General features: G+C 45.5%; 11 protein-coding genes and 2 pseudogenes. 4 read left to right on the top strand and 9 right to left on the bottom strand.

What is annotated here, in order from left to right:
* Positions 1-30 precede the first annotated feature (30 nt).
* Genes CS022_RS06440 through CS022_RS06420 form a run of 5 tightly spaced genes read right to left on the bottom strand, consistent with a single transcriptional unit; the run spans position 31 to position 7,770 of the window.
* Positions 31-627, bottom strand: coding sequence for a heparan-alpha-glucosaminide N-acetyltransferase domain-containing protein (locus tag CS022_RS06440; RefSeq protein WP_129121601.1), 597 nt, complete (start codon positions 625-627; stop codon positions 31-33).
* A 3-nt stretch (positions 628-630) separates the two neighbouring features.
* Entirely contained in the window at positions 631-1,311 is a 681-nt protein-coding gene (locus CS022_RS06435) for a hypothetical protein (RefSeq protein ID WP_129121600.1), read from the bottom strand.
* The gene (locus CS022_RS06430; RefSeq protein WP_129121599.1) at positions 1,308-4,925 is read right to left on the bottom strand and encodes a GNAT family N-acetyltransferase; all 3,618 of its coding nucleotides are present in this window, start codon (positions 4,923-4,925) and stop codon (positions 1,308-1,310) included. Before CS022_RS06430 ends, CS022_RS06435 begins: the two co-directional genes overlap by 4 nt.
* On the bottom strand, positions 4,922-6,220 hold the full coding sequence (locus CS022_RS06425; RefSeq protein ID WP_129121598.1) for a lysine N(6)-hydroxylase/L-ornithine N(5)-oxygenase family protein: 1,299 nt from the start codon (positions 6,218-6,220) through the stop codon (positions 4,922-4,924). The genes CS022_RS06430 and CS022_RS06425 overlap by 4 nt, the downstream gene beginning before the upstream one ends.
* A gap of 5 nt (positions 6,221-6,225) precedes the next feature.
* The gene (locus CS022_RS06420) at positions 6,226-7,770 is read right to left on the bottom strand and encodes a pyridoxal phosphate-dependent decarboxylase family protein (RefSeq protein ID WP_129121597.1); all 1,545 of its coding nucleotides are present in this window, start codon (positions 7,768-7,770) and stop codon (positions 6,226-6,228) included.
* Between the two features lie 757 nt (positions 7,771-8,527).
* On the opposite strand from CS022_RS06420, the gene CS022_RS06415 reads away from it, so the two are divergent.
* The 4 genes and pseudogenes from CS022_RS06415 (at position 8,528) to fhuB (ending at position 14,507) form a co-directional block, all read left to right on the top strand.
* Positions 8,528-10,870 (top strand): TonB-dependent siderophore receptor, encoded by a 2,343-nt coding sequence (locus CS022_RS06415; RefSeq protein ID WP_129121596.1) that lies wholly within the window; start codon positions 8,528-8,530, stop codon positions 10,868-10,870.
* Positions 10,854-11,621: an ABC transporter ATP-binding protein gene (locus tag CS022_RS06410; protein WP_129121595.1), complete on the top strand. Its 768-nt coding sequence runs from the start codon at positions 10,854-10,856 to the stop codon at positions 11,619-11,621. Before CS022_RS06415 ends, CS022_RS06410 begins: the two co-directional genes overlap by 17 nt.
* Positions 11,615-12,535: an iron-siderophore ABC transporter substrate-binding protein gene (locus tag CS022_RS06405; RefSeq protein WP_129121594.1), complete on the top strand. Its 921-nt coding sequence runs from the start codon at positions 11,615-11,617 to the stop codon at positions 12,533-12,535. Before CS022_RS06410 ends, CS022_RS06405 begins: the two co-directional genes overlap by 7 nt.
* Positions 12,532-14,507 (top strand): annotated as a pseudogene (gene fhuB, locus CS022_RS27195) (Fe(3+)-hydroxamate ABC transporter permease FhuB). Before CS022_RS06405 ends, fhuB begins: the two are co-directional and overlap by 4 nt.
* 61 nt (positions 14,508-14,568) lie before the next feature.
* On the opposite strand, the gene CS022_RS06395 reads toward fhuB, so the two are convergent.
* From CS022_RS06395 to CS022_RS06380, 4 genes and pseudogenes are all read right to left on the bottom strand, one after another.
* On the bottom strand, positions 14,569-15,414 hold the full coding sequence (locus tag CS022_RS06395; protein ID WP_161569583.1) for a sensor histidine kinase: 846 nt from the start codon (positions 15,412-15,414) through the stop codon (positions 14,569-14,571).
* A 553-nt stretch (positions 15,415-15,967) separates the two neighbouring features.
* Positions 15,968-17,218 (bottom strand): ABC transporter substrate-binding protein, encoded by a 1,251-nt coding sequence (locus tag CS022_RS06390; protein ID WP_129121592.1) that lies wholly within the window; start codon positions 17,216-17,218, stop codon positions 15,968-15,970.
* Positions 17,219-17,220: 2 nt separating this feature from the next.
* Positions 17,221-18,735 (bottom strand): ATP-binding protein, encoded by a 1,515-nt coding sequence (locus CS022_RS06385; protein WP_129121591.1) that lies wholly within the window; start codon positions 18,733-18,735, stop codon positions 17,221-17,223.
* Positions 18,725-19,431, bottom strand: a pseudogene (locus CS022_RS06380) (response regulator). Before CS022_RS06380 ends, CS022_RS06385 begins: the two are co-directional and overlap by 11 nt.
* Positions 19,432-19,448: the final 17 nt, after the last annotated feature.

Here is a 19,448-nt window from a genome sequence, read left to right as displayed (position 1 = left end):
GGCCTAAAAATAACCCAACCAAAATACACGCTATCCATGGGAAAAGAGGGAAGTAGATATGATAAGTATTACCCCACGCCACCGTGAAGAAGTAATCGAGGCCATCAATATTAGGCACCCATCCGCTGACAAATCTCTCGAAATCGCGACCAAAAACGCAAGGGCCATGTACTGCCAAGCATGCTTAACAAACTGCATCACTACGCCAAGCACAATCAGTGCGAATCCAGCCATTTGCAGAATATCTCCCGTTAGTACCAAGTAACGGTATTGAGCAAAATTAAGCGGTGTCTCCCAACCGTAAGCATTGATAAAGGCTTCAGGCATTATGCCTATCTCTGTTGGAACAACGAACTTCAAGAGGTTCATTGAGTAACCAAGCGCAAGGATAGCAAAACCGCGTATCACGTTATCTTTCATAGATTGGTGGCTCGAAAGCAGTAAAGACACCCCCATAGAGAACAAGAACGCTGCGGTCCCTTTGCCAACAAAATGAATAACATGTCCCAAGATGGTGGACGATTGGGTATGTACGTCAGCATACATCCATAACGTATGCACACATATCATGGCGAGGACACTTATCCCCCTGACTGTGTCAACAGTGCTGACTCGGTTAGATGACATTTTCTATTTCCTCCTTGAGGTGTTTTTGGGGCAGGAAAAACACGGGCTATTTGGGTTTATTTCCAGATGCAGACAGCAACTGGAAAGCTTGACCCTAAGTTGATTTTCTTGGTTAACGAAAGTAGTTGGTGTTTTGTTAAACAGCGTTGTTTGCCAACAAGCCAATGCCTCGTGAAGCAATATCTGACGTTCCAGTCCAGACACACTCAGCAGCGCATTGGCAATGATGTCTGAGGCAATCCGGTCCGATAACCCTTTAGACAAATGGCAACATTGCTGAAGATCAAGGTGCCGTTCAGAGAAGAACAGCTTGAGCTGTTTCAGACTCGCCTCTACAGCAAGGTCTTGCGTCTCGTAGTGAGTAAATGTTGCAACATGTACGCCATACAAACGGTGTTCTATCCGTCTCTGTGAAAGCTGATCAACCTCTACGTTCACCCGGTATTGATATGAGCTGGCCACATTGAGATAGATGGGCTGCCAAATCAGTTGCCGCCAAAAATTGACGGCGAGGTATGCGCGAGACACATCAGGTGTGTCGGTTTTCAAAGCCTTAAACAGATGTTCGCACTCATCGTCCTGATACCTGAAATGAGCGTGTTCTGCGTCGACAAAGGCTATTTCAGGGTGACGCGTTAAACCTGAAAGGGGCGTCATATCTGATGAATTAATTTCGGAGATCAAAACGAGCGCCGAAAAGTCGCAATCGGGTTATCTAAACGACCACAAAATTGCAAGCTACCCGTCGGGTCGGTTAAATCCACCATCTGTTTGTTATCAGTGAGCTGCAGGCGATTTAAACAAGACAGTGCAAAGTCATCACAGAAAAGATCATAGGTACGGAATACTTCATTCAACTCTGGATGAGTCGCCTGATATTCGCCAATCACGTCTGCCACAACTTTCCAGAATGATGACGGAGAGAAATCGGCTTCATCTATCAGGATTGGCATCATGTAGCGGAAGATACAATCGAAAACGTCAGTAAAAATAGAGAGCAGCTCATGCTCTTCAGGCATGGTGACGGTGATACGAGCAATGTCTTCCGGCAAAGGTTCCGTTGGATTTAACACACATACTTCCTCACCGATATCTTTAATAAAGGTACCGACAGGCACATGGTTGTCGAACTTAAGGATGAGGTTTTCACCGTGTGGCATGAACACCAGTTTGTATTTATAAAAACAGTGTATGAGCGGCACGAGGTAGGCATTGAAGTATGCTGCCAGCCATGCTTCGGTGCCAATTCCCGAGGCATTAATTTTGGCAACCAGATAAGATTTACCGTCTTTATCAAGGTGCAGCAAACTCGCCATCGTTGCCAGACAATGCGGAGAACTGACCTGTTGGGTCGGGTTATCTCGCCAAAGCGCAGCAATCATTTTCCTGTATGGCGTATCACCCACTTGTTCATCTTCAAAGTAGGTGCCGCTGAACCCCATGGTGGCCAATTCACGAAGCGGCACAAAATGTTTATCCCGCAGGGTGTTATCCCCCATCACCAGGTCATAAACCCACTGATTAATCGCAGGTGTCACCGCCATGTACTTCGCTGACAAACCACGCATGAAGCCCATATTCAAAATAGACAACGCGACCTTGACGTAGAGACTGTCAGGTTTGGTGAGGTTAAACAGCGTACGGATAGACTGCTGAGGCAAATATTTATCAAATCCGGAGCCAAGACAAACCAGAACATTATTGGCAATTTCTCGGCTGAAAAGGTGAATAAACTTGTTTTCCCATTGCCAAGGATGCACAGGCATAAAGAAATAATCGTCAGACGACAGCCCGCGCGTCTCCAGCTGCTTCGAGAAATAGTAACGTTCACTCAGATCCAACTGAGAGTCGATTAACGTGGAATACTCTATTCCCTCAATGGCTTTGAACAAGGTCTGCGACTTTGATGCAGCCAGCCAAACAACCTGAATGGGAGACGCCGCCTCTGGCGTAAAGCTGTGGTAATCGCTGGCGTTAAATCCGATACGTCCGTTGTTGGCAACAAAACTTGGATGACCATGAGTCATTTCAGATTCGATGGTTTGAAACGATTGATGAGCCAACTCTTTCGCCGAAAACACAGGCTTGGAAAGCTTGTAACACTCGGCACTGAGGGTGCTCGACACCTCTTCGAGGTATGTGGCAAGCCTGTCGCCGTTCAGCCCCAGTGAATCAGCAAACTCCAACACAAACGCCATCGCATCAAGTGGCATTTCATTTTTATCTTGATCATATTTTTTCAGCGAGCCCTGCCCGATCATCAAGTGATTCAACGGTAAAGCCTGCGCATCAAAAGCATAGATTGCGCGCTCGGAGGTATTCGTCAGCAGGTAGCTATTTTCGCCGACTTCACTCGGTGTGATGATCCGCTCGTGACTGAACTCAGTGATCATTTTTGTCACGATCTGCTGATTCGCTCTCTGCCAAAGTTCTGGAGTTAAGTGATGGCTAAAAGCCTTTTCAACATGTCCGTCTTTTGTCAGTTGTGTCGACGTGTTTAACGACGAACAGTAAGACTGGCTGTGTCTGAATTTATCAGCGGTAAGCACACCCAGCAGTGCTGTTTTTTCGGAAAGCTCAATCACTTTTAGGTGTTCAAACCCCACCGCCAGATTCAGCATATGGACTTTATGATTGTTGATATCTGGCTCAACAATCACTCGCGAGGCGTTGAATGTGTCAAAGAGCAAGGCCATACATGCTGTCATAATTGAATGGCTGAAACCCTTTATCGGGGTTCGATTGGGGGCAAGCAAAATATGAATGCCAACATCACCATCCTGAACATCAACATGTGCTGAGCATTCGTTATGGGCAACATCATAAACCTCAATGAGGAAGGCGGGTTGACCGTTAACAAGCCCCACCAGCGCAGTCTCATGCTGGCTTGCCATCACATCAGCATAAAAAGACTCAGTGTCATTCTCTGTATTTTCATTCATGCCCCAAAACACGGCATAAGGCTGCGTCACCCATTCATGAACCTGTGCTGAATGACGTTGAACATCAAAAGGAAGAAAGCAGATATCGCCGAGGCGTTCATCATTTATATGGGTCTGGGTGATAGTTTTCATTTCAACGTAACTCGTTATCAGATTGGGCGATAGAGGATAATTGGCTGTCGCCGTTGATGGTTTTGTTGCTTTGTTTGGCAACAGAAATACCGATAAACAACAAGCCAGTAACGGCCATACCGGCTGCGGCAAACATAAACGGCAAATTAAAGACTGATCGCTGACCAGTGAGCCCACCAAGAACGAAGCACCAATCACTCCGATGTTTTGCATGATGTGAACTTTGGCGAAATCCTCGGCATAGTGAGCAGGTTGACTGAGAGAAAACAGTAATACTTCGAGTTTTACCGTAATGATGAATAAGGCATACCCGAACAAAAGACGGCCTGCTAACACAACATACCAATCGGGGGCTGACTGAAAATACAGCCCTGCGCTGGCAGTAAAAAGTCCAACGATAATCTGTTGCCGGACACTTAATACAGAGGTCCACTTTCCGTGACTAATGAGCAGACCAAGCAGTGCCATCCATGCGGGGATAGCGTAGACAAAACCAGCAAGCAACGTACTGTCATATTGGCTGACTTGTTGCCAATAAAGCGTGAAGTAAGGCCTTGCCAGAAACGCACTAAAATAGACCAGTAGTGACGCAAACCCGAGAGTAAAAATGAAGGTTGGGATCCGACTTCTCGACGGCTGTTGTTCGCCTTCAGGTAACTGCTGCCAAGATAGATTCAACTGAGCGCTCAAATACAGACAGATAGCCACTTGAACCAGATCGCCCAGTGCCATGATCAGATAAATATTGTTTGCATCCGTAATATCTATCAACATGCCGCCCAAAATAGCGCCGCCAATACCGCCAAAGTGCATGAGTACGGAAAATAATCCAACAATCCCCAAGTGGGCATCGTGTTGTTCAAGCCTCAGAACATAGGGATAAATGAGCAGGTAGCTGGCTTTGAATATCAGCATGGTCATGGATGCTAACCAAAACCCTTCAATCGATGTGCTGTAGTAGCATGCCACGCCAAGCAATGCCGCGATAAGCTGCGTAATGATCCAGATATGGATTTCATGGAAACGTTTGGCTAATTTTGCCCAGAAAGGAAACGACACCATCACCGTAAAACACATGGCGGCAAGATATGCGCCGACATGGTAACTGCTATCAATACCGAAGCGCTGCAAAAAAAACGTCGGATAGAACGGTAATAGCATGGTGTCGCACACCACAGAAATGAGCGTCAATAAAATCAAGCACTGCTTCAAACCGAGTGTCATAAGTTGCCCCTCTCAACAGAGACCAGGTCAATGTCATCAGCAACAAACTCTTGGAATGTAATGGTTTTCTCTACAGCATAATATTCATAACCCACTATTTGATTGATGATTTGGCTGTTGCGATAACAGGCCATCCCCAAATCCGGAGTAACAAAACCATGGGTATGGAGTTCAGCATTTTGAACAAACACAGAGCGTGCATCATCGATGGTGTAATCACGAGCCACATTAAAACGCGCGCGGTCATCGAGGTTAAGTTGATCGAGTATTGGATTAAGGAAATCGGGGATCTGATACTGGAAGCCCGTCGCCATGACCAATTGATCAAAAGGTAATGAAAACGAACGACCAACTTCTTTTTGTTCAAATTGCAGATGCGACGGCGATTGGAAGAGCAATTCACTGTTTGTCAGCAAACGGGTGGGAACATCACCATCGAGTTTCAACTGATAAAGCAGGTCATAAATCTCATTAATCAGAGAGCTGTTTATCCCTTTATATAACGATTTCTGCTTGGCGTTTAATTCATCTTTTTTCGCCTGCGGCAGTGCATAAAAATAATCGACATAGTCAGGCGACGTCATCTCAAGTGTTAATTTGCTGTACTCAAGAGGAAAAAATCTTGAGGCTCTCGTTACCCACGTCAGTTGATAATCGTGCTCTCTTATTACAGACAGTAAATCGTAATATATTTCCGCCGCACTCTGACCCGATCCGACGACAACGATATTCTTTGCATTCAGCAACTCATCTTTTTTACGAAGATATTGCCCTGAGTGAATAACGTTATCGGCGCTTGGATCAATAACCTCGGTCAGGTGAGGCTTGGGCCCCGTGCCAAGCACCAATCTTTTGGTATAGAACTCAAAGTTATTCCCTGCCTCATTTCGAGCTTTAACATGATAAAGCGACGTCTCTGAACAATAACTTATCTCGGTGACGTCACGGTCAAATTGAATACTCGGAACAGAATTAGCCGCCCACTGGCAATATTGGTTGTATTCTTTTCTCAACAAGAAAAAGTCTTCTCGAATATAAAAGTGGTACAAGGTGCCTTTTTTCTTGGCGTAATTCAGAAAACTGTACGGATTTGTCGGATCAGAAAGCGTAACTAAGTCAGACATAAATGGCGTTTGTAAATGAACGCCATCAATCATTAGACCAGGATGCCAATCAAATGCCGGTTTCTTTTCTAAAAATAGTCCCTTCACATCTTTTATCGGATCAGATAAACAGGCGAGACCCAAATTAAAAGGGCCAAGCCCAATAGCAATAAAGTCGTACTCAGGTAACATAATCTTTAATCCGTGTACTTATCATAAGATCGAATCAAATAGGCATGAGACTTTATTTCAGAGAGTATCTCTAGGATGTCTTCAAACTTTGTATCCGGATTCAAAAGTGTGAATTTCAAGTACTGAACACCTTTATATTTTGTTCTAGCAACGGCACAGTTACCTACTGAAAAACATTGCTCTTTTATGCTGTAATTCAATTTATTCAATTGTTCATCTGAGTACTTTTCATTCACATAGCGAAAAACCACGGTACTGATCTCTGGAGAATGTATCACCTCAAACTCTTCGTCATTTGAAAGCTGTTTATGCACTTTAGAGGCGAGATCTATTACCGTATCGAAAATATGACCAATCTTATCCGCCCCCATTACACGTAAAGTTAACCAAAGCTTTAACGCATCAAAGCGACGGGTTGTTTGAAGGCTTTTATCAACAAGATTTGGTGTTTTCTCTGTATCATTTTGTAGTGGATTTAAATAGTCTGAATGGTGAGTAAGTAGTGACAAATGTCGTTTATCTTCAACGAAAAATGCGCTACTACTGACAGGCTGCAGGAACGATTTATGGTAATCGACCGTCACAGAGTCTGCCTTTGATATTCCAGCTAATTTCGCTTTATGTTTTGGGCTTACGAGTAAACCACAACCATAAGCAGCATCAGCATGAAACCACATTTTGTGTTGCTTACATACCGCAGAGATTTCATTTAGCGGATCGACACTGCCGAAATCAGTTGTGCCTGCAGTACCAACAACACATATAGGAATATCACCTGCTTTTAATGTCTCATCAATCGCCTGATTCAGCGCATCAATATCCATTTTAAATTTGTCATCGACCGGAATTGAAATCACTGCCTCGTAACCCAGACCAAGAATGGCGGCCGATTTTTGAACACTAAAATGACTGACAGAAGATGCAAATACTTTAAAGCGCTGACATTGTTCTGTGATTCCACGCTCTCGAATACTGTGTCCAAGATGCGTTGCCGAATAGTTATCTCGTGCCAATAGTAGCGCCATTAAATTTGACTGGCTTCCACCACTGGTAAATACACCATCAGCATTTTCATCAAAACCGATTTTCTCAGCCGTCCAATCAATTAGTTTCTGTTCAATCAGTGTCCCCGCCCCACTTTGGTCGTAGGTATCTAACGATGAATTAATTGCTGTAAGGATTTGTTCGGCAACAACACTTGGGTAAGCGATGGGGCAATTTAAATGCGCCACATACTTAGGATTTTGGAAATACACCGCATTATTCAAATATAAATAACTCACTTCTTCTAATGCGTGTTTCATGTTGAATAAAGGCTTTTCAAGATCGACAGATTGAATGCTGTCGCTCAGCATATGTGCCAACTTTCCATTAAAGACCTTTTTGTTTTGTGAAAACGTATCACAAACATGCCTCAGCGCTTGAATTGAGCTGGCCTCATAACTCGATAAGTTTTTATAATTCAGAATATAATTATTGTTGTTGAATTCAGCAGGTATAGATATTTTTTCTTCTTGTCTAAAAACGGCGTTCTCTGATAATTCTGTCATACTAACTCATGCCTTGAGAATTTATTAAAATGCAGCGTATTGATAATCATTCCCATTGGCAATGACTATTTTAGCGATTTTGCAAGTAACACTTATCTGTTTATCATAAAAAAAAATTAATATTACTCGGTGCGCACTTGTAATAATTAAAAGACAGTCAACAGTGTTTTCAAAAAATATGATTACATAAACACTTAGTAGGTATTGGTAAATTTTTGTTCATAATTAAAGGATTAAAAGTAACCAACAAATTAATAATTTATATTTTTTATTAATGAAATCAAACGATTGTTTTAATAAAATAAAAAATAGAATTACCTTGTACCAGTTTAGATTAAGAGACTAAGTGCTCAATGAATGCAAAAAGACCACAATAAAAATACGTATAATCGCTGGGTGGTACATTGACCTGGGATACTTCAACTATTTTCATTTCTTCTCTATATATATCAATGATTAATGAAGATTTATTAAAACCCCGCTTTTCACTTATGTGAAATTAACTCACTTTAATACTTATTTGCACTTTTATAAAAAATATATAGACATAAGTGTCTTTTTTATTTTTTTAAATTAAGTGCCCGCAAAAATTCATAGCAGATATTCCTTCCCCTCATATCTTTTCACTAAGAAAGCCAACGCCATTTCTATCATTTGCACCAAATTGTTAAGTTTGGTTTTCCTTAAAAAGATAAATTGAAAACGATAATTGTTATCACTAAAACAATAAAAATAATAAAACGCGGTAGAGGGAACTATGCGCAGGATTACATTTTTACAGCAGGCAACGCTCTCGCTGGGCATCGTTGTTAGCCAAGCTACGCCCGTGTTTTCGGATGAATACGGCGAATACGATGAATTTGGTGAATATACGTCGTTGGATGAGAGTGTTTTCGATACGGTCACCGTCTTTGGAAAGTCGTACCGTAATACAGCAACCAAAACATCACTCAAACCTGAAGAAACACCGCAAGGGATCACCGTCATCGACGGGGAAACGCTCACCCAGCAAGGTGTTAAATCACTCAATCAGGCACTGAGATATGTTCCTGGCATGGTCACAGAGACAAAAGGCGCTGCGGTCACCATGTACGACAACTTTTATGCCCGCGGATTCCAGATCAGGCAGGCATATTATGATGGCCTACAACTGCCCTACTTAATTGGCTGGAACCTACAACCTCAGATAGATCCTATCGCCATTCAACAGATTGAAATATTCAAAGGCCCCACATCAGTGCTATATGGCGCGATGCCACCGGGCGGAATGGTCAATATCATCGGTAAGGCGCCGCAGCCCGATCAGTTGTCTGTTTTGAGCCTATCAATGGGGTCACGTAATTTGATGGAGGCCAGTATTGATAGCTCTGGCCCGGTCGAATTCACCGATTTGACTTACCGCATCATTGCACTCGGTCGAAAGCAAAATAGTCAGGTGGATAATGCCAAAGAGGAGCGTTTTTTAATCGCACCATCGTTAAACTGGCAGGTTAGTGACAGCACAGAACTCAGTATTAATCTCTACTACCAAAGCGACCCTTCCATGGGTGTTAACTCATCGTTGCCTGCGTCTGGTATGTTTATTGACAACCCTCTCGGCAGTGTCACCCCCTCAACATCGGCAGGTGATCTTCACTGGAGCCAGTTCGAGCGGAAAATAATGATGGCTGGGTACAAGATCAATCACGAGTTCAGCGACGATTGGTCTTTCCTCCAGAACGCCCGCTATGTGCAGGGGGAGCTTGCACAGAAGAATACTTACCATACCTGTGCCGAGCCAGATAACCCCGCGAATTGTTTCTTCAATTACACAACGGGTTCTTTGCTGCGAAACCTCTATTCAACCGATGAAGAGTCGACAGGTTTTACTGTCGATAACCAGTTCTCAGGAGAATTCAGTCTCGGGCCGATAGATAACAACCTGTTATTCGGCATCGACTTTCAATATCTTTCCGGCAAGGCTGACTATAAAGAATTTATCACTCTGAATTTGCCTTTTTATACCTTCAATATCTTCAACCCAAACAATGATGTACTTGAAGATAAACTGATGTTTGACCTGTATTCGCGCTCAGAAGAAATCACCGGGAAGCAATATGGTGTCTACATTCAGGACCAAATTCGAGCTGGTGACTTGGTGTTACTTGCAGGCGGTCGTTATGACATTTATGAAGGCAACTTAGAGCGCGATCTGAATGTGGCACTTAGCCCGCCCACCCAAGAAACAATCGAAACAAAACAAGACGCTTTTTCTTACAGAGTCGGAGCGCTCTATGAGCTGGGATTAGGTATCGCACCCTACGTGAGTTACGCAACTGGTTTTGAACCCACGGAAGGGAGCGATGTCGACGGCAAAGAATTTGTTCCCGAAACCAGTGAGCAATGGGAGGCAGGGGTAAAAATCCAGTCAGATGACGAGAAGAGTGGCGCGTCTGTCTCTGCCTATCACATCACTAAAAGCAATGCGATGGTCACTGACCCTACAGACTTCAGAAACAAGCGTTTACAGGTGGGAGAAATCGTCTCGCAAGGGGTCGAGTTTCAGACAAGATGGGCCCTTACCGATAGCTTCACATTCGGCGCAAGTTACACCTTATCCGACATGAAAGTCACCAAAGATTCCGACGTTCAACTCGAAGGTACAACACCAATCTATGTACCTGAGCACGCGGGGAATATCTGGTCAACCTATTACATAGACTGGGGACTATTATCCGGTACACGGATCAGCGGTGGTGCACGCTATGTGGGTGAGATGCAAATGGATGTCAGAAATACTCAGGGAAAAGTACCCGCTTACACCATCGTAGATCTCTCATTGGGTTATGACCTTGGTGAGTTTTCCGATCATCTCTCAGGCGCAACCGCCAATGTCGCGGTAACTAACGCACTCGATGAAGAAAGCTATACCTGTTACGACAAAACTAACTGCTGGTTTGGTGCAGAGCGCTCTTTTGAGGTCAAAGTCGACTATGAGTCTGAGGAAAGTATGAAAAAAGCACTGAGAGATTGCCAGCGTTATCCGTGTCGAAGCAACGAAGTAATGATTCAAACTCACTGGCAATGGCAAACAGAGAATGTGAATGTTTCAACTTGTTGATATCACGGTAAATCGCGATAAAAAGGACATCCTGTCGGTTGCCTCGCTGGCCATTCCGACCGACAGAGTCACTGTCATTCTCGGTCAAAATGGCTCGGGAAAATCCACACTGGCTCATTTACTTGCTGGCCAGAATACGCCCGATACAGGTCAGGTGTTGTTGAATCAAAAAGAGATACGGTCACTGTCGAAGCGAGAAGTGGCGAAGCAAGTCGCTTTTTTGCCTCAACATCTTCCACAGGCGGCGGGGTTGTCAGTCCGAGAGCTGGTTAAGCTCGGCCGTTTCCCGTGGCAGGGAGTGTTCGGGAGAATGCAGCCCGAAGACACCAAAGCGGTCGATGGTGCAATAAAGGCGACTCAGATGGAAAGGTATGCGGATTATGCTGCGGAATACTTATCCGGTGGGGAAAGACAGCGTGCCTGGGTATCGATGTTAATTGCCCAAGATTCACCTGTGCTGATTTTGGACGAACCAACCTCAGCCCTTGATATTCAGCATCAGTATCATCTGCTCAAACTACTTACCCAATTCAGTAAACAACAGAGCAAGGGTGTCATCGTCATTTTGCACGATCTCAACCTCGCCCTGCGTTATGCCCATCATGTTATTGCGTTGAAACAAGGGACGGTTGTATTCAGTGGAGATAGTGAAGAGGTGCTCAATGAAGCACAGCTCTCAGACCTGTACGACACTCGAATTCAGCTTATTGATCATCCGGAACAACACCATAAGGTCGCTATCGTATGTTGACTCGCCTTTTTACTTTTCTCATCGTCTCAACCTCAATCTTGGTCTGCACGCCGACTATCGCAGAACACCTCATCACAGACAGCAACGGCCAGAGAACACTGGCAGGTGTACCTCAGCGCGTTGCGGTACTTAATTGGGATCTTGCAGAACAGGTTATTGAACTGGGCGTCGCGCCAGTTGCTATGCCGGGCATTAAAGATTACCAAAAGTGGGTGGTAAAACCCGCGTTGCCAGAGGGAGTAGTGGACATTGGTACCCGCGTCGAACCCAATTATGAACTGCTGGCGACGCTCAAACCTGACGTCATTTTTATTGCGTCGCCGCAGAAAGACCTTACTGACCGCCTCTCAAAGATAGCACCTGTACTCCTCTACCAGACATACAGTGAGAAACATGATAATGCAGAGGCGACACTCCAGAACTTCAGGAAAATTGCCCAGGTTCTGGGAAAAGAAAAAGTGGCCGAAGAGAAACTGGCTTTTCTAAACCAGCAACTTGACGCACTCAAACAAAAACTGGACGTGGCCTTCCCGGGGCAAAAGCCCAAAGTGACGACCTTCCGCTTTGCCAGCGAAACCTCTGTGTACATCTATGGTAAAAACTCTATTCCTGAGCATGTTCTTCAGTTACTTGGCTTCGAAAATGCCATGCCACAACCTGCGACGCAGTGGGGAGTCACTCAAAAGGTAATGACTGATCTGCGACAGATTGGTAACGGCATTGCTTTGTACTTTCTGCCTTTCAATGAAAGAGCCAACGTTGAGCGCTCGGTGGTATGGAAAGCCATGCCGTTTGTGAGAAACAAAAAAGTGGCGTCTATCGAATCCACGTGGAGCTATGGTGGCGCAATGTCGTTGCTTTATAACGCCGAAGCCCTGTCTGAAAGTCTGCTTAGGGTGGCAAACGCCCAGTGAGAGCAACGGTTTGGCTACTATTAGGTGTTTTGCTCTCAGTTGTTCTCCAGCTCGCCGTTAATCAGAGCCAGTTCGGCCCGGTGTTACAGATACTCACTGGCCTCATTAAGGGAACACTAGATACCGACAGCTTTGAGTGGGTCATACTGCTCCATGCCAGTTTACCGCGGTGTTTAATGGCGCTGGCAATTGGTGCCACTTTTGGCATCGTGGGTAGCCTTTTTCAGCAGTTAACACAAAACCATATTGTCTCTCCGCTCACCCTTGGTACTTCTTCCGGTGCCTGGCTGGTGCTGGTATTTCTCAATATCTTTGCCCCTCACGTGGCAATAACCACTAAGGCTTGGCTTGCAATGGCTGGCGGTATGGCGGCCATGGTGTTGGTAATTGCGATAGTCGGAATACGCAATCTAACAGGCGTTACACTGGTTCTCGCTGGTATGGCCGTTAACCTTTTACTGGGTGCCCTTGCCACATCAATGATCATGCTGAATGAGCAATACGCCAGTAACCTGTTCATCTGGGGGGCAGGCGATCTCACTCAGAACGGTTGGGAATGGTTTAGTTGGCTACTGCCCAAGCTTTGGCCAGTGATGCTCATCTTACTCTTCGCACCTCGCCTGTTGACGCTATTAAAAATTGGTGGCGACGCCGCATCGGCTCGAGGGCTTAACCTTGGCCTGACCTACACGTTATTGAGCCTTATTGGGGTATGGCTGGTGTCTGTGTCAATAACAGCGGTGGGCGTGATAAGTTTTATCGGATTAATTGCGCCGAACATCAGCCGCCATCTTGCTTCAATACCGCCAGAGGTGAGCTATTCGCCAGCGCGTTCATTGGCATGATGTTATTAGCAATGACCGACACCCTCGCTGTCTTTCTCGGCAATTGGTCAGTCGATAACATTCCCACAGGCACAGTAACAGCGATGATCGGCGCGCCTGCGCTTATTTTCCTCTCTCTTAAAAGAATGTCAGCAAGAGACAGGTTATCTCTGACTATGCCGTTAGGAAAAAACGTTCCACCAGCAATGATGTTGCCGATATTGGTCGCATTACTCTTATTGCTGGTTGGCGTATCCGTAAGTTTCAACCCGGTGAGTATCGACCAACTTTGGAAAGTGCCCGACGCCTTTGCTTGGTCTGTGCGCTGGCCGAGAATGGTAACAGCATTAAGTGCGGGAGCAGGGCTTGCGGTTGCTGGCGTCGTTTTGCAAAGCTGGTTTGTAACCCCCTCGCCAGCCCTGATATTCTTGGCGTATCAGCAGGGGCCATTCTTGCGCTGGTGCTTGGTAACTTAATCTTTAGCATTTCGGTGCATGAACTCAGCCCATGGGTAGCTTTGCAGGCAGCATAGTAGTGCTGGCATTTCTTCTTATACTTGGCCGCAAATATCAGTATGCCCCATCAATGATTATTTTGACGGGTATTGCGCTGGCAGCCATGCTTGATGCGCTGGTGAATTACTCACTGAGTAAAATGGGTGAAGAGAAGTTTATATTACTTGGATGGTTATCAGGCTCGACCTATCGTGTGCTTCCTAACACCGCCCTATTCCTCGCCGTCAGCGTCATATCACTGCTGATTGTCACTCTGTTCTTATCGAGATGGTTAACCCTGATTTCAACGGGGCGTCAGTTTGCTTCAGCAAGAGGCTCAACAATACCCTCGCCTATGTGACACTGTTAGGTATCACCGCTGCCATTTGCGCCGTCGCCACCACATCAATGGGACCCGTTGCCTTTGTTGGGCTGCTTTCACCACATATTGCTGTTTTTCTTGGTGCAAGAAGTGTGAAATTACAACTTTGTACCGCAGCTGCTATTGGTGCCCTGTTGCTTCTCGCTGGTGATTTTATCGGTCAGATAATCGTATATCCGGCGCAAGTTGCCGCAGGCACCATCGTCTCGGTAATTGGTGGGCTGTATTTTATTGGACTACTTTTCATGGTTCGACAAAGGGGAATGTTTTAGCGTGTACATTCGACACCTTCGAGCTTTTAAAAATCAATCCCTTGATGCTTAAAAAAAGCAGCTAGAAATACAGCACGGTTGTGGCTTTCGAATCACCAATAGCCGCATAAAACCGCCAGTTCGCACTATGACAAATGGCACTGATGATTTCCTTGCCATGACCAAAACCGCTTTCGGTATCAGGGGCAATATCATTTACGATCACCAAACGTTGACCAGTTAAGGATATAGCCACCTGACTTTGCGCATAACCGAACGCGTTTCTGAGCATGTTCGCCAGAACGACCTTAGAGAAATAAACCTCGCTTTTTTCATCAGAGTGAACATAGCATTCAACATCGACTGACCTACCGGATAGCAAATATTCATGCTGCGTAATGCAATTACGTAGGGTCTCAGCAAGACTCACTTTAGGTTGAGTATTTTGCTGCTCACGGCCAATAAATAAGAAGGTATTGATGAGCTGTTCCATATCCTTGTTTGCATCTGAAATACGCTTAAGAATATTTAATCGCCTTTCATCACTGTCAGACAGTTCGAGTAACTGCACAGAGCCACCAATAACGTGTACCGGCGTTCGCAATTCGTGGCTTGAGAATCGCGTGAATTGCTTTTCACGCTCAAGAAACGCTTGAATGCGGGAGAATGCAGCGAAAAAAGCACGATGCAACTCACCTACCTTATCACTCCGATTCGTGTTAACCAGCGGCCTGTTTTGATTTGAATACTGCTCAACCTGTTTGGTTAGCGTCAGTATTGGCGAACTGAAATGTCGGGAAATTAAATGTGCTGACAGTAACCCAAGAGCAAACACCAGCAGCATCATATAGCAAACATACGCAATCACGCCGTCCCCGTAGTCGGCCATTTCAGGGTCTCGATTGGGCCAATATGTCGTTTGCACCATAACCTTATCTTTTTGACACTGAATATCTGTGGATGGCAGTAGAAAGTGATATGTCATTATCAGTTAAATCAAATAGTTAAAAGTTTCCATGTGGTAGTTAGTGATACATATTGGCAGCAATTAATGATACATAATTAGCTAGCACTAATACTGTGCGTATAAATGAAAGAAATTTTCTTTCAGCGTCAGAAACTCCCACTAGCAGCTTAGAACGGGGCGAATTGGGGCTACGCCAGACGAGCTAGCGTGAATTTGGGCGGTTTCGAGTTACGCCAGACAGGCTGGCGCAGATTTGGACAAAAGCGAATCGGAAAGTTAATTTCTGGATAGCCTAGTTGATAATAAAAACTAATGTATTTTTGGCTAAGCGCTGTATAGTCTAGATTTTGGGGAGTAGGTCAGCCTCATTATGGATGTGTTTGTAAATTCGGGGTAGAACCCTTATGTTTAACCTACCTGCTGGCCCCGCAGAACTGATCTAGTAATGGTATTGGTGCGACCGAATGAAATACCACCGGCATAGACTAAAGACCTTTATCGAACTTTCTAATGGTTAGCGATTAAAGTGCACACTGGCTGCAATTTTCATCAGCTGGCTGATAGCTTCTTCTTCGGTAAAGGTATCGTCATTAAAGTAGTGGTTAATCAACTCGAGCATCGCTTCTTGAAGTTGGGGGGCGACAGCCATGGAATCGGACATGCTGGGAAGTAGAGTGTTGTTCACCTCAGCATGAACAAAAGCTTGTTTGGATGCTTTGGCACAGATATCAAACGGCGTCATGTCAACATCTTTGAGAATGGGAATCGAGCCTTTCTTTTGGTTAAAACGGGACTGAAAATCAGAGGAAACCAAGGTGTTTGCGAGTTGATTAGCCATGTTTTCAGATGCTTCCGTTCTTAATCGGAAAAGAACAAAGCTGTCGACGTTATAAATGAAAGAATTGGCGGTTCCAGGTGCAGGTAGACAATAATAATCCTGTTTTGGTTTCAGACTCATATAACTGAGTTCACCTTTCACCCAATCACCCTGAAGCTGCATAGCGGCTTTACCCTTTACCATATTCAAGGTCGCGTTGTCCCATGAAGCAGAGACAGATGGGTCAGTCATATACGGTTTGAGACGACGGAATGTTTTGAACAACTCGACGGTTTTGTTATTCATCACTAAGGCGTCATCAAACTCGATCAATAGGTCTCGGTAGTAGTCACTACCATAAAGCCCCAGAGTTAACACCTCAAACAAAATTGCAAGTTGCCAGGGCTCATTACCGATCGCAAGCGCTGGGATCCCTTGTGACTTGAATACCTGTGCAACGGCAAAAAACTCATCCCAATTCGCTGGTGGGGTTAGATTGTGTTCGTCAAAGACGGCTCTGTTCGCCCAAAGCCAATTCACACGGTGAATATTCACTGGTGCAGCAACAAAGTGACTTTTGTAAGTGTTGATATTAGTAGCAATATCAGGGAGTCTTTCGTCCCAATTTTGCTCGATAGCGACTGAATGTAAGTCAGAAACAAATCCTAATGTTGCCCAAGATTGGATTCCCGGCCCTTCAATCAACGCCATCTCCGGCGGGTTTCCGGCAATAGCTCGGGCTTGCAAGACTGTCATAGCAGTATCGCCACCACCACCATGAACGGGCGAACTTTTTAACACAATACCTTGCTGTTTGAGTGCTATCGCCAGCTCTGCCAAAGCTTCACGTTCGCCATTCGACGTCCACCAGTGAAGCAGCTCGACAGCATTACCCAGGGAGGGAAAGCTGGCTACCACTAAAGCGGTCGAGAGAAGGGCTCTTTTCATTGTTATTCCTCTCTTGGGAGCGACAGGGTGACAACGAGGCCACCTTCTGCATGATTTTTCAAAACTAGTTTGCCAGCATGACCACGCACGATATTACGGGCGATACTAAGGCCAAGCCCTGTGCCCTCTTCTTTTTCGTGATGAATGCGGAAGTATGGCTCGAACACGCGCTCGCGAAGTTCATCTGGAATACCGGGGCCATGGTCGCGGATTTTAATCACCAGATTGCTAGGGGTATCCAGCACACTGACATCCACATGCACACCATATTTCACGCCGTTCTCAATCAGGTTGTGCAGCATTCGTTTTATGGCAACAGGTTTGCACAGAAACGATTGGGAAGCATAACCCAAAATGCTGACCTGACTTTGTCCAGAGCCATAGAAGGCTCTGATTTCCTCGAGGACAGCGTTGATATCCGTCCACTCGACCTGCTCGCATATATCTGTGTCTTTGATGTAGTGCAGGGCACCTTTCACCATAAACTCAAGTTCGCTGAGTGAACGTCCAAAGCGGATTTTGGTCTCTTCATCATCCAGTATCTCCGTACGAAGTTTCAGGCAAGCAATAGGGGTTTTAAGATCATGGGATATCGCGCCGAAAAGCAGATCGCGGTCGCGTATATAAGCGCGGATCCGGCGGTTCATATTGTTAAAAGCATGGACGGCGGAAATGAGTTCGCCGCTTCCTTCTTCTTTGAGAATAGGTGCATCCATCTTGCTTCCCATCAATTTAGCGGCACTGGCAAGGTTCTTAATCGGTCTGATCTCTCGGCGCACTATGAGCCAGGTACAAAGTAAAACGAACACGGAGGTAAGCAGAATAAAATTAAGCTGGCGTGCATCGAGAAAGCGCGATTCCAGCGAGACATATGGTGCGGGAAGATTTGTGGCAAGATAAAGCCATTGTTCCGGAGCGCCGGGCGTATTTCGCTCTCTGGGAAGCTTGAACTGCATCACCAGCACGGGTGGGTCGTCTTTGACTTTTTCGATAGTATAACGGGCAAAGGAGCGGGGAATATCATCAAGTGGCACTTCTACATCGTATACCCGCAAATCGTCGCGTTTGCTGAAGTTAATGTCAATTAACATTTGAAGGCCAAGCGTCTTTTTTAGCACCCCGCCAACGATTTGTTCCAACTCCCGTTTTCTCTCTGTTCCCGCTAATCCCTTTGCATCAATCCGTTTGCTATTGAGCGAAATAAAGAAACGGGTGCCGCCCATACTGCGATTTTGCTCAAGCACCAAGTGGCGGCTCGATTTAGGTAATTTGCGATAATAAGAGACAGTGAATGCCGCATTGGAGGCAATGCTTTCCAGTGCGTTTTCTAAGCCTTCCTTTTCCTGCGAGTAGCTGTATCGGTACCAGACAGCGCTGGTAAGTACCTGAGATGTTAAGATAACAAGTGAAAGCATCAGGATAAAGCGGCTGGCAAGACCCAAGGGCCAAATTCTGTTGAACAGCGTGACCTTTATTTCACGCATAGCGTCTTCTTTAGGCCTTGCTTCAGGCTTCATGAATCACATCCGCACTCAGCATATAACCTTCGTTACGAAGGGTGCGGATCAGTGAATGGTCTTGATCCTCCAGTTTGGCGCGAAGACGGCTGACCTGAATATCGATACCGCGTTCTAGCGGGATGCTTCACGGCCACGAATGATTTCGGAAATGATGTTGCGACTGAGCGGTTTGTTGGGGTGCCGAAGGAAAAGACTTAGCAGCGAAAAATCCGCTCCGGAAAGAATGATTTCATCACCGCTTGGTGTCACCAGGACCCTTGCCAGGGTATCGAGCTTCCAATCGAGGAAACAAATATAACGTGCGGCTTCTAAACCCTGGTTGAATTGAGAACGGCGCAGCAACGCTTTGATACGCGCCAGCAATTCGCGTGGACTGAAAGTTTTGGTGATGTAATCGTCTGCACCCAGCTCTAGACCTGTAACACGGTCAATTTCATCGGTCACGGCAGTGAGCATGATGATAGGTACATTGGACGTCTTCCGGATTTGGCTACACAGGGTAAAACCATCGTCGCCTGGCAGCATCACATCAAGAATTATCAGGCTTGGCTCTCCTTGATCCAGTACTTGGTTCATCTGCTCGCCATCGACGGCAGTTGTTACGTCAAAGCCTGATTTTGTAAGGTAAGCACTGAGTGCATCTCTCAATTCCTCGCTGTCATCGACAATCAAAATCCTTTTCTGAAATGCCATGATTTACCTCCTCGTTT

The organism is Veronia nyctiphanis, from assembly GCF_004116385.1.
GTDB lineage: Bacteria > Pseudomonadota > Gammaproteobacteria > Enterobacterales > Vibrionaceae > Veronia > Veronia nyctiphanis.
This window is presented reverse-complemented; position numbering and strand designations above follow the sequence as displayed.

Bases quoted from the DNA above. Each gene is read 5' to 3' on its own strand.
- CS022_RS06395 (WP_161569583.1), bottom strand. From the start codon at position 15,414: ATGGTGCAAACGACATATTGGCCCAATCGAGACCCTGAAATGGCCGAC.
- CS022_RS06430 (WP_129121599.1), bottom strand. From the start codon at position 4,925: ATGACACTCGGTTTGAAGCAGTGCTTGATTTTATTGACGCTCATTTCT.
- CS022_RS06405 (WP_129121594.1), top strand. From the start codon at position 11,615: ATGTTGACTCGCCTTTTTACTTTTCTCATCGTCTCAACCTCAATCTTG.
- CS022_RS06390 (WP_129121592.1), bottom strand. From the start codon at position 17,218: ATGAAAAGAGCCCTTCTCTCGACCGCTTTAGTGGTAGCCAGCTTTCCC.
- CS022_RS06410 (WP_129121595.1), top strand. From the start codon at position 10,854: ATGTTTCAACTTGTTGATATCACGGTAAATCGCGATAAAAAGGACATC.
- CS022_RS06385 (WP_129121591.1), bottom strand. From the start codon at position 18,735: ATGAAGCCTGAAGCAAGGCCTAAAGAAGACGCTATGCGTGAAATAAAG.
- CS022_RS06440 (WP_129121601.1), bottom strand. From the start codon at position 627: ATGTCATCTAACCGAGTCAGCACTGTTGACACAGTCAGGGGGATAAGT.
- CS022_RS06415 (WP_129121596.1), top strand. From the start codon at position 8,528: ATGCGCAGGATTACATTTTTACAGCAGGCAACGCTCTCGCTGGGCATC.
- CS022_RS06420 (WP_129121597.1), bottom strand. From the start codon at position 7,770: ATGACAGAATTATCAGAGAACGCCGTTTTTAGACAAGAAGAAAAAATA.
- CS022_RS06425 (WP_129121598.1), bottom strand. From the start codon at position 6,220: ATGTTACCTGAGTACGACTTTATTGCTATTGGGCTTGGCCCTTTTAAT.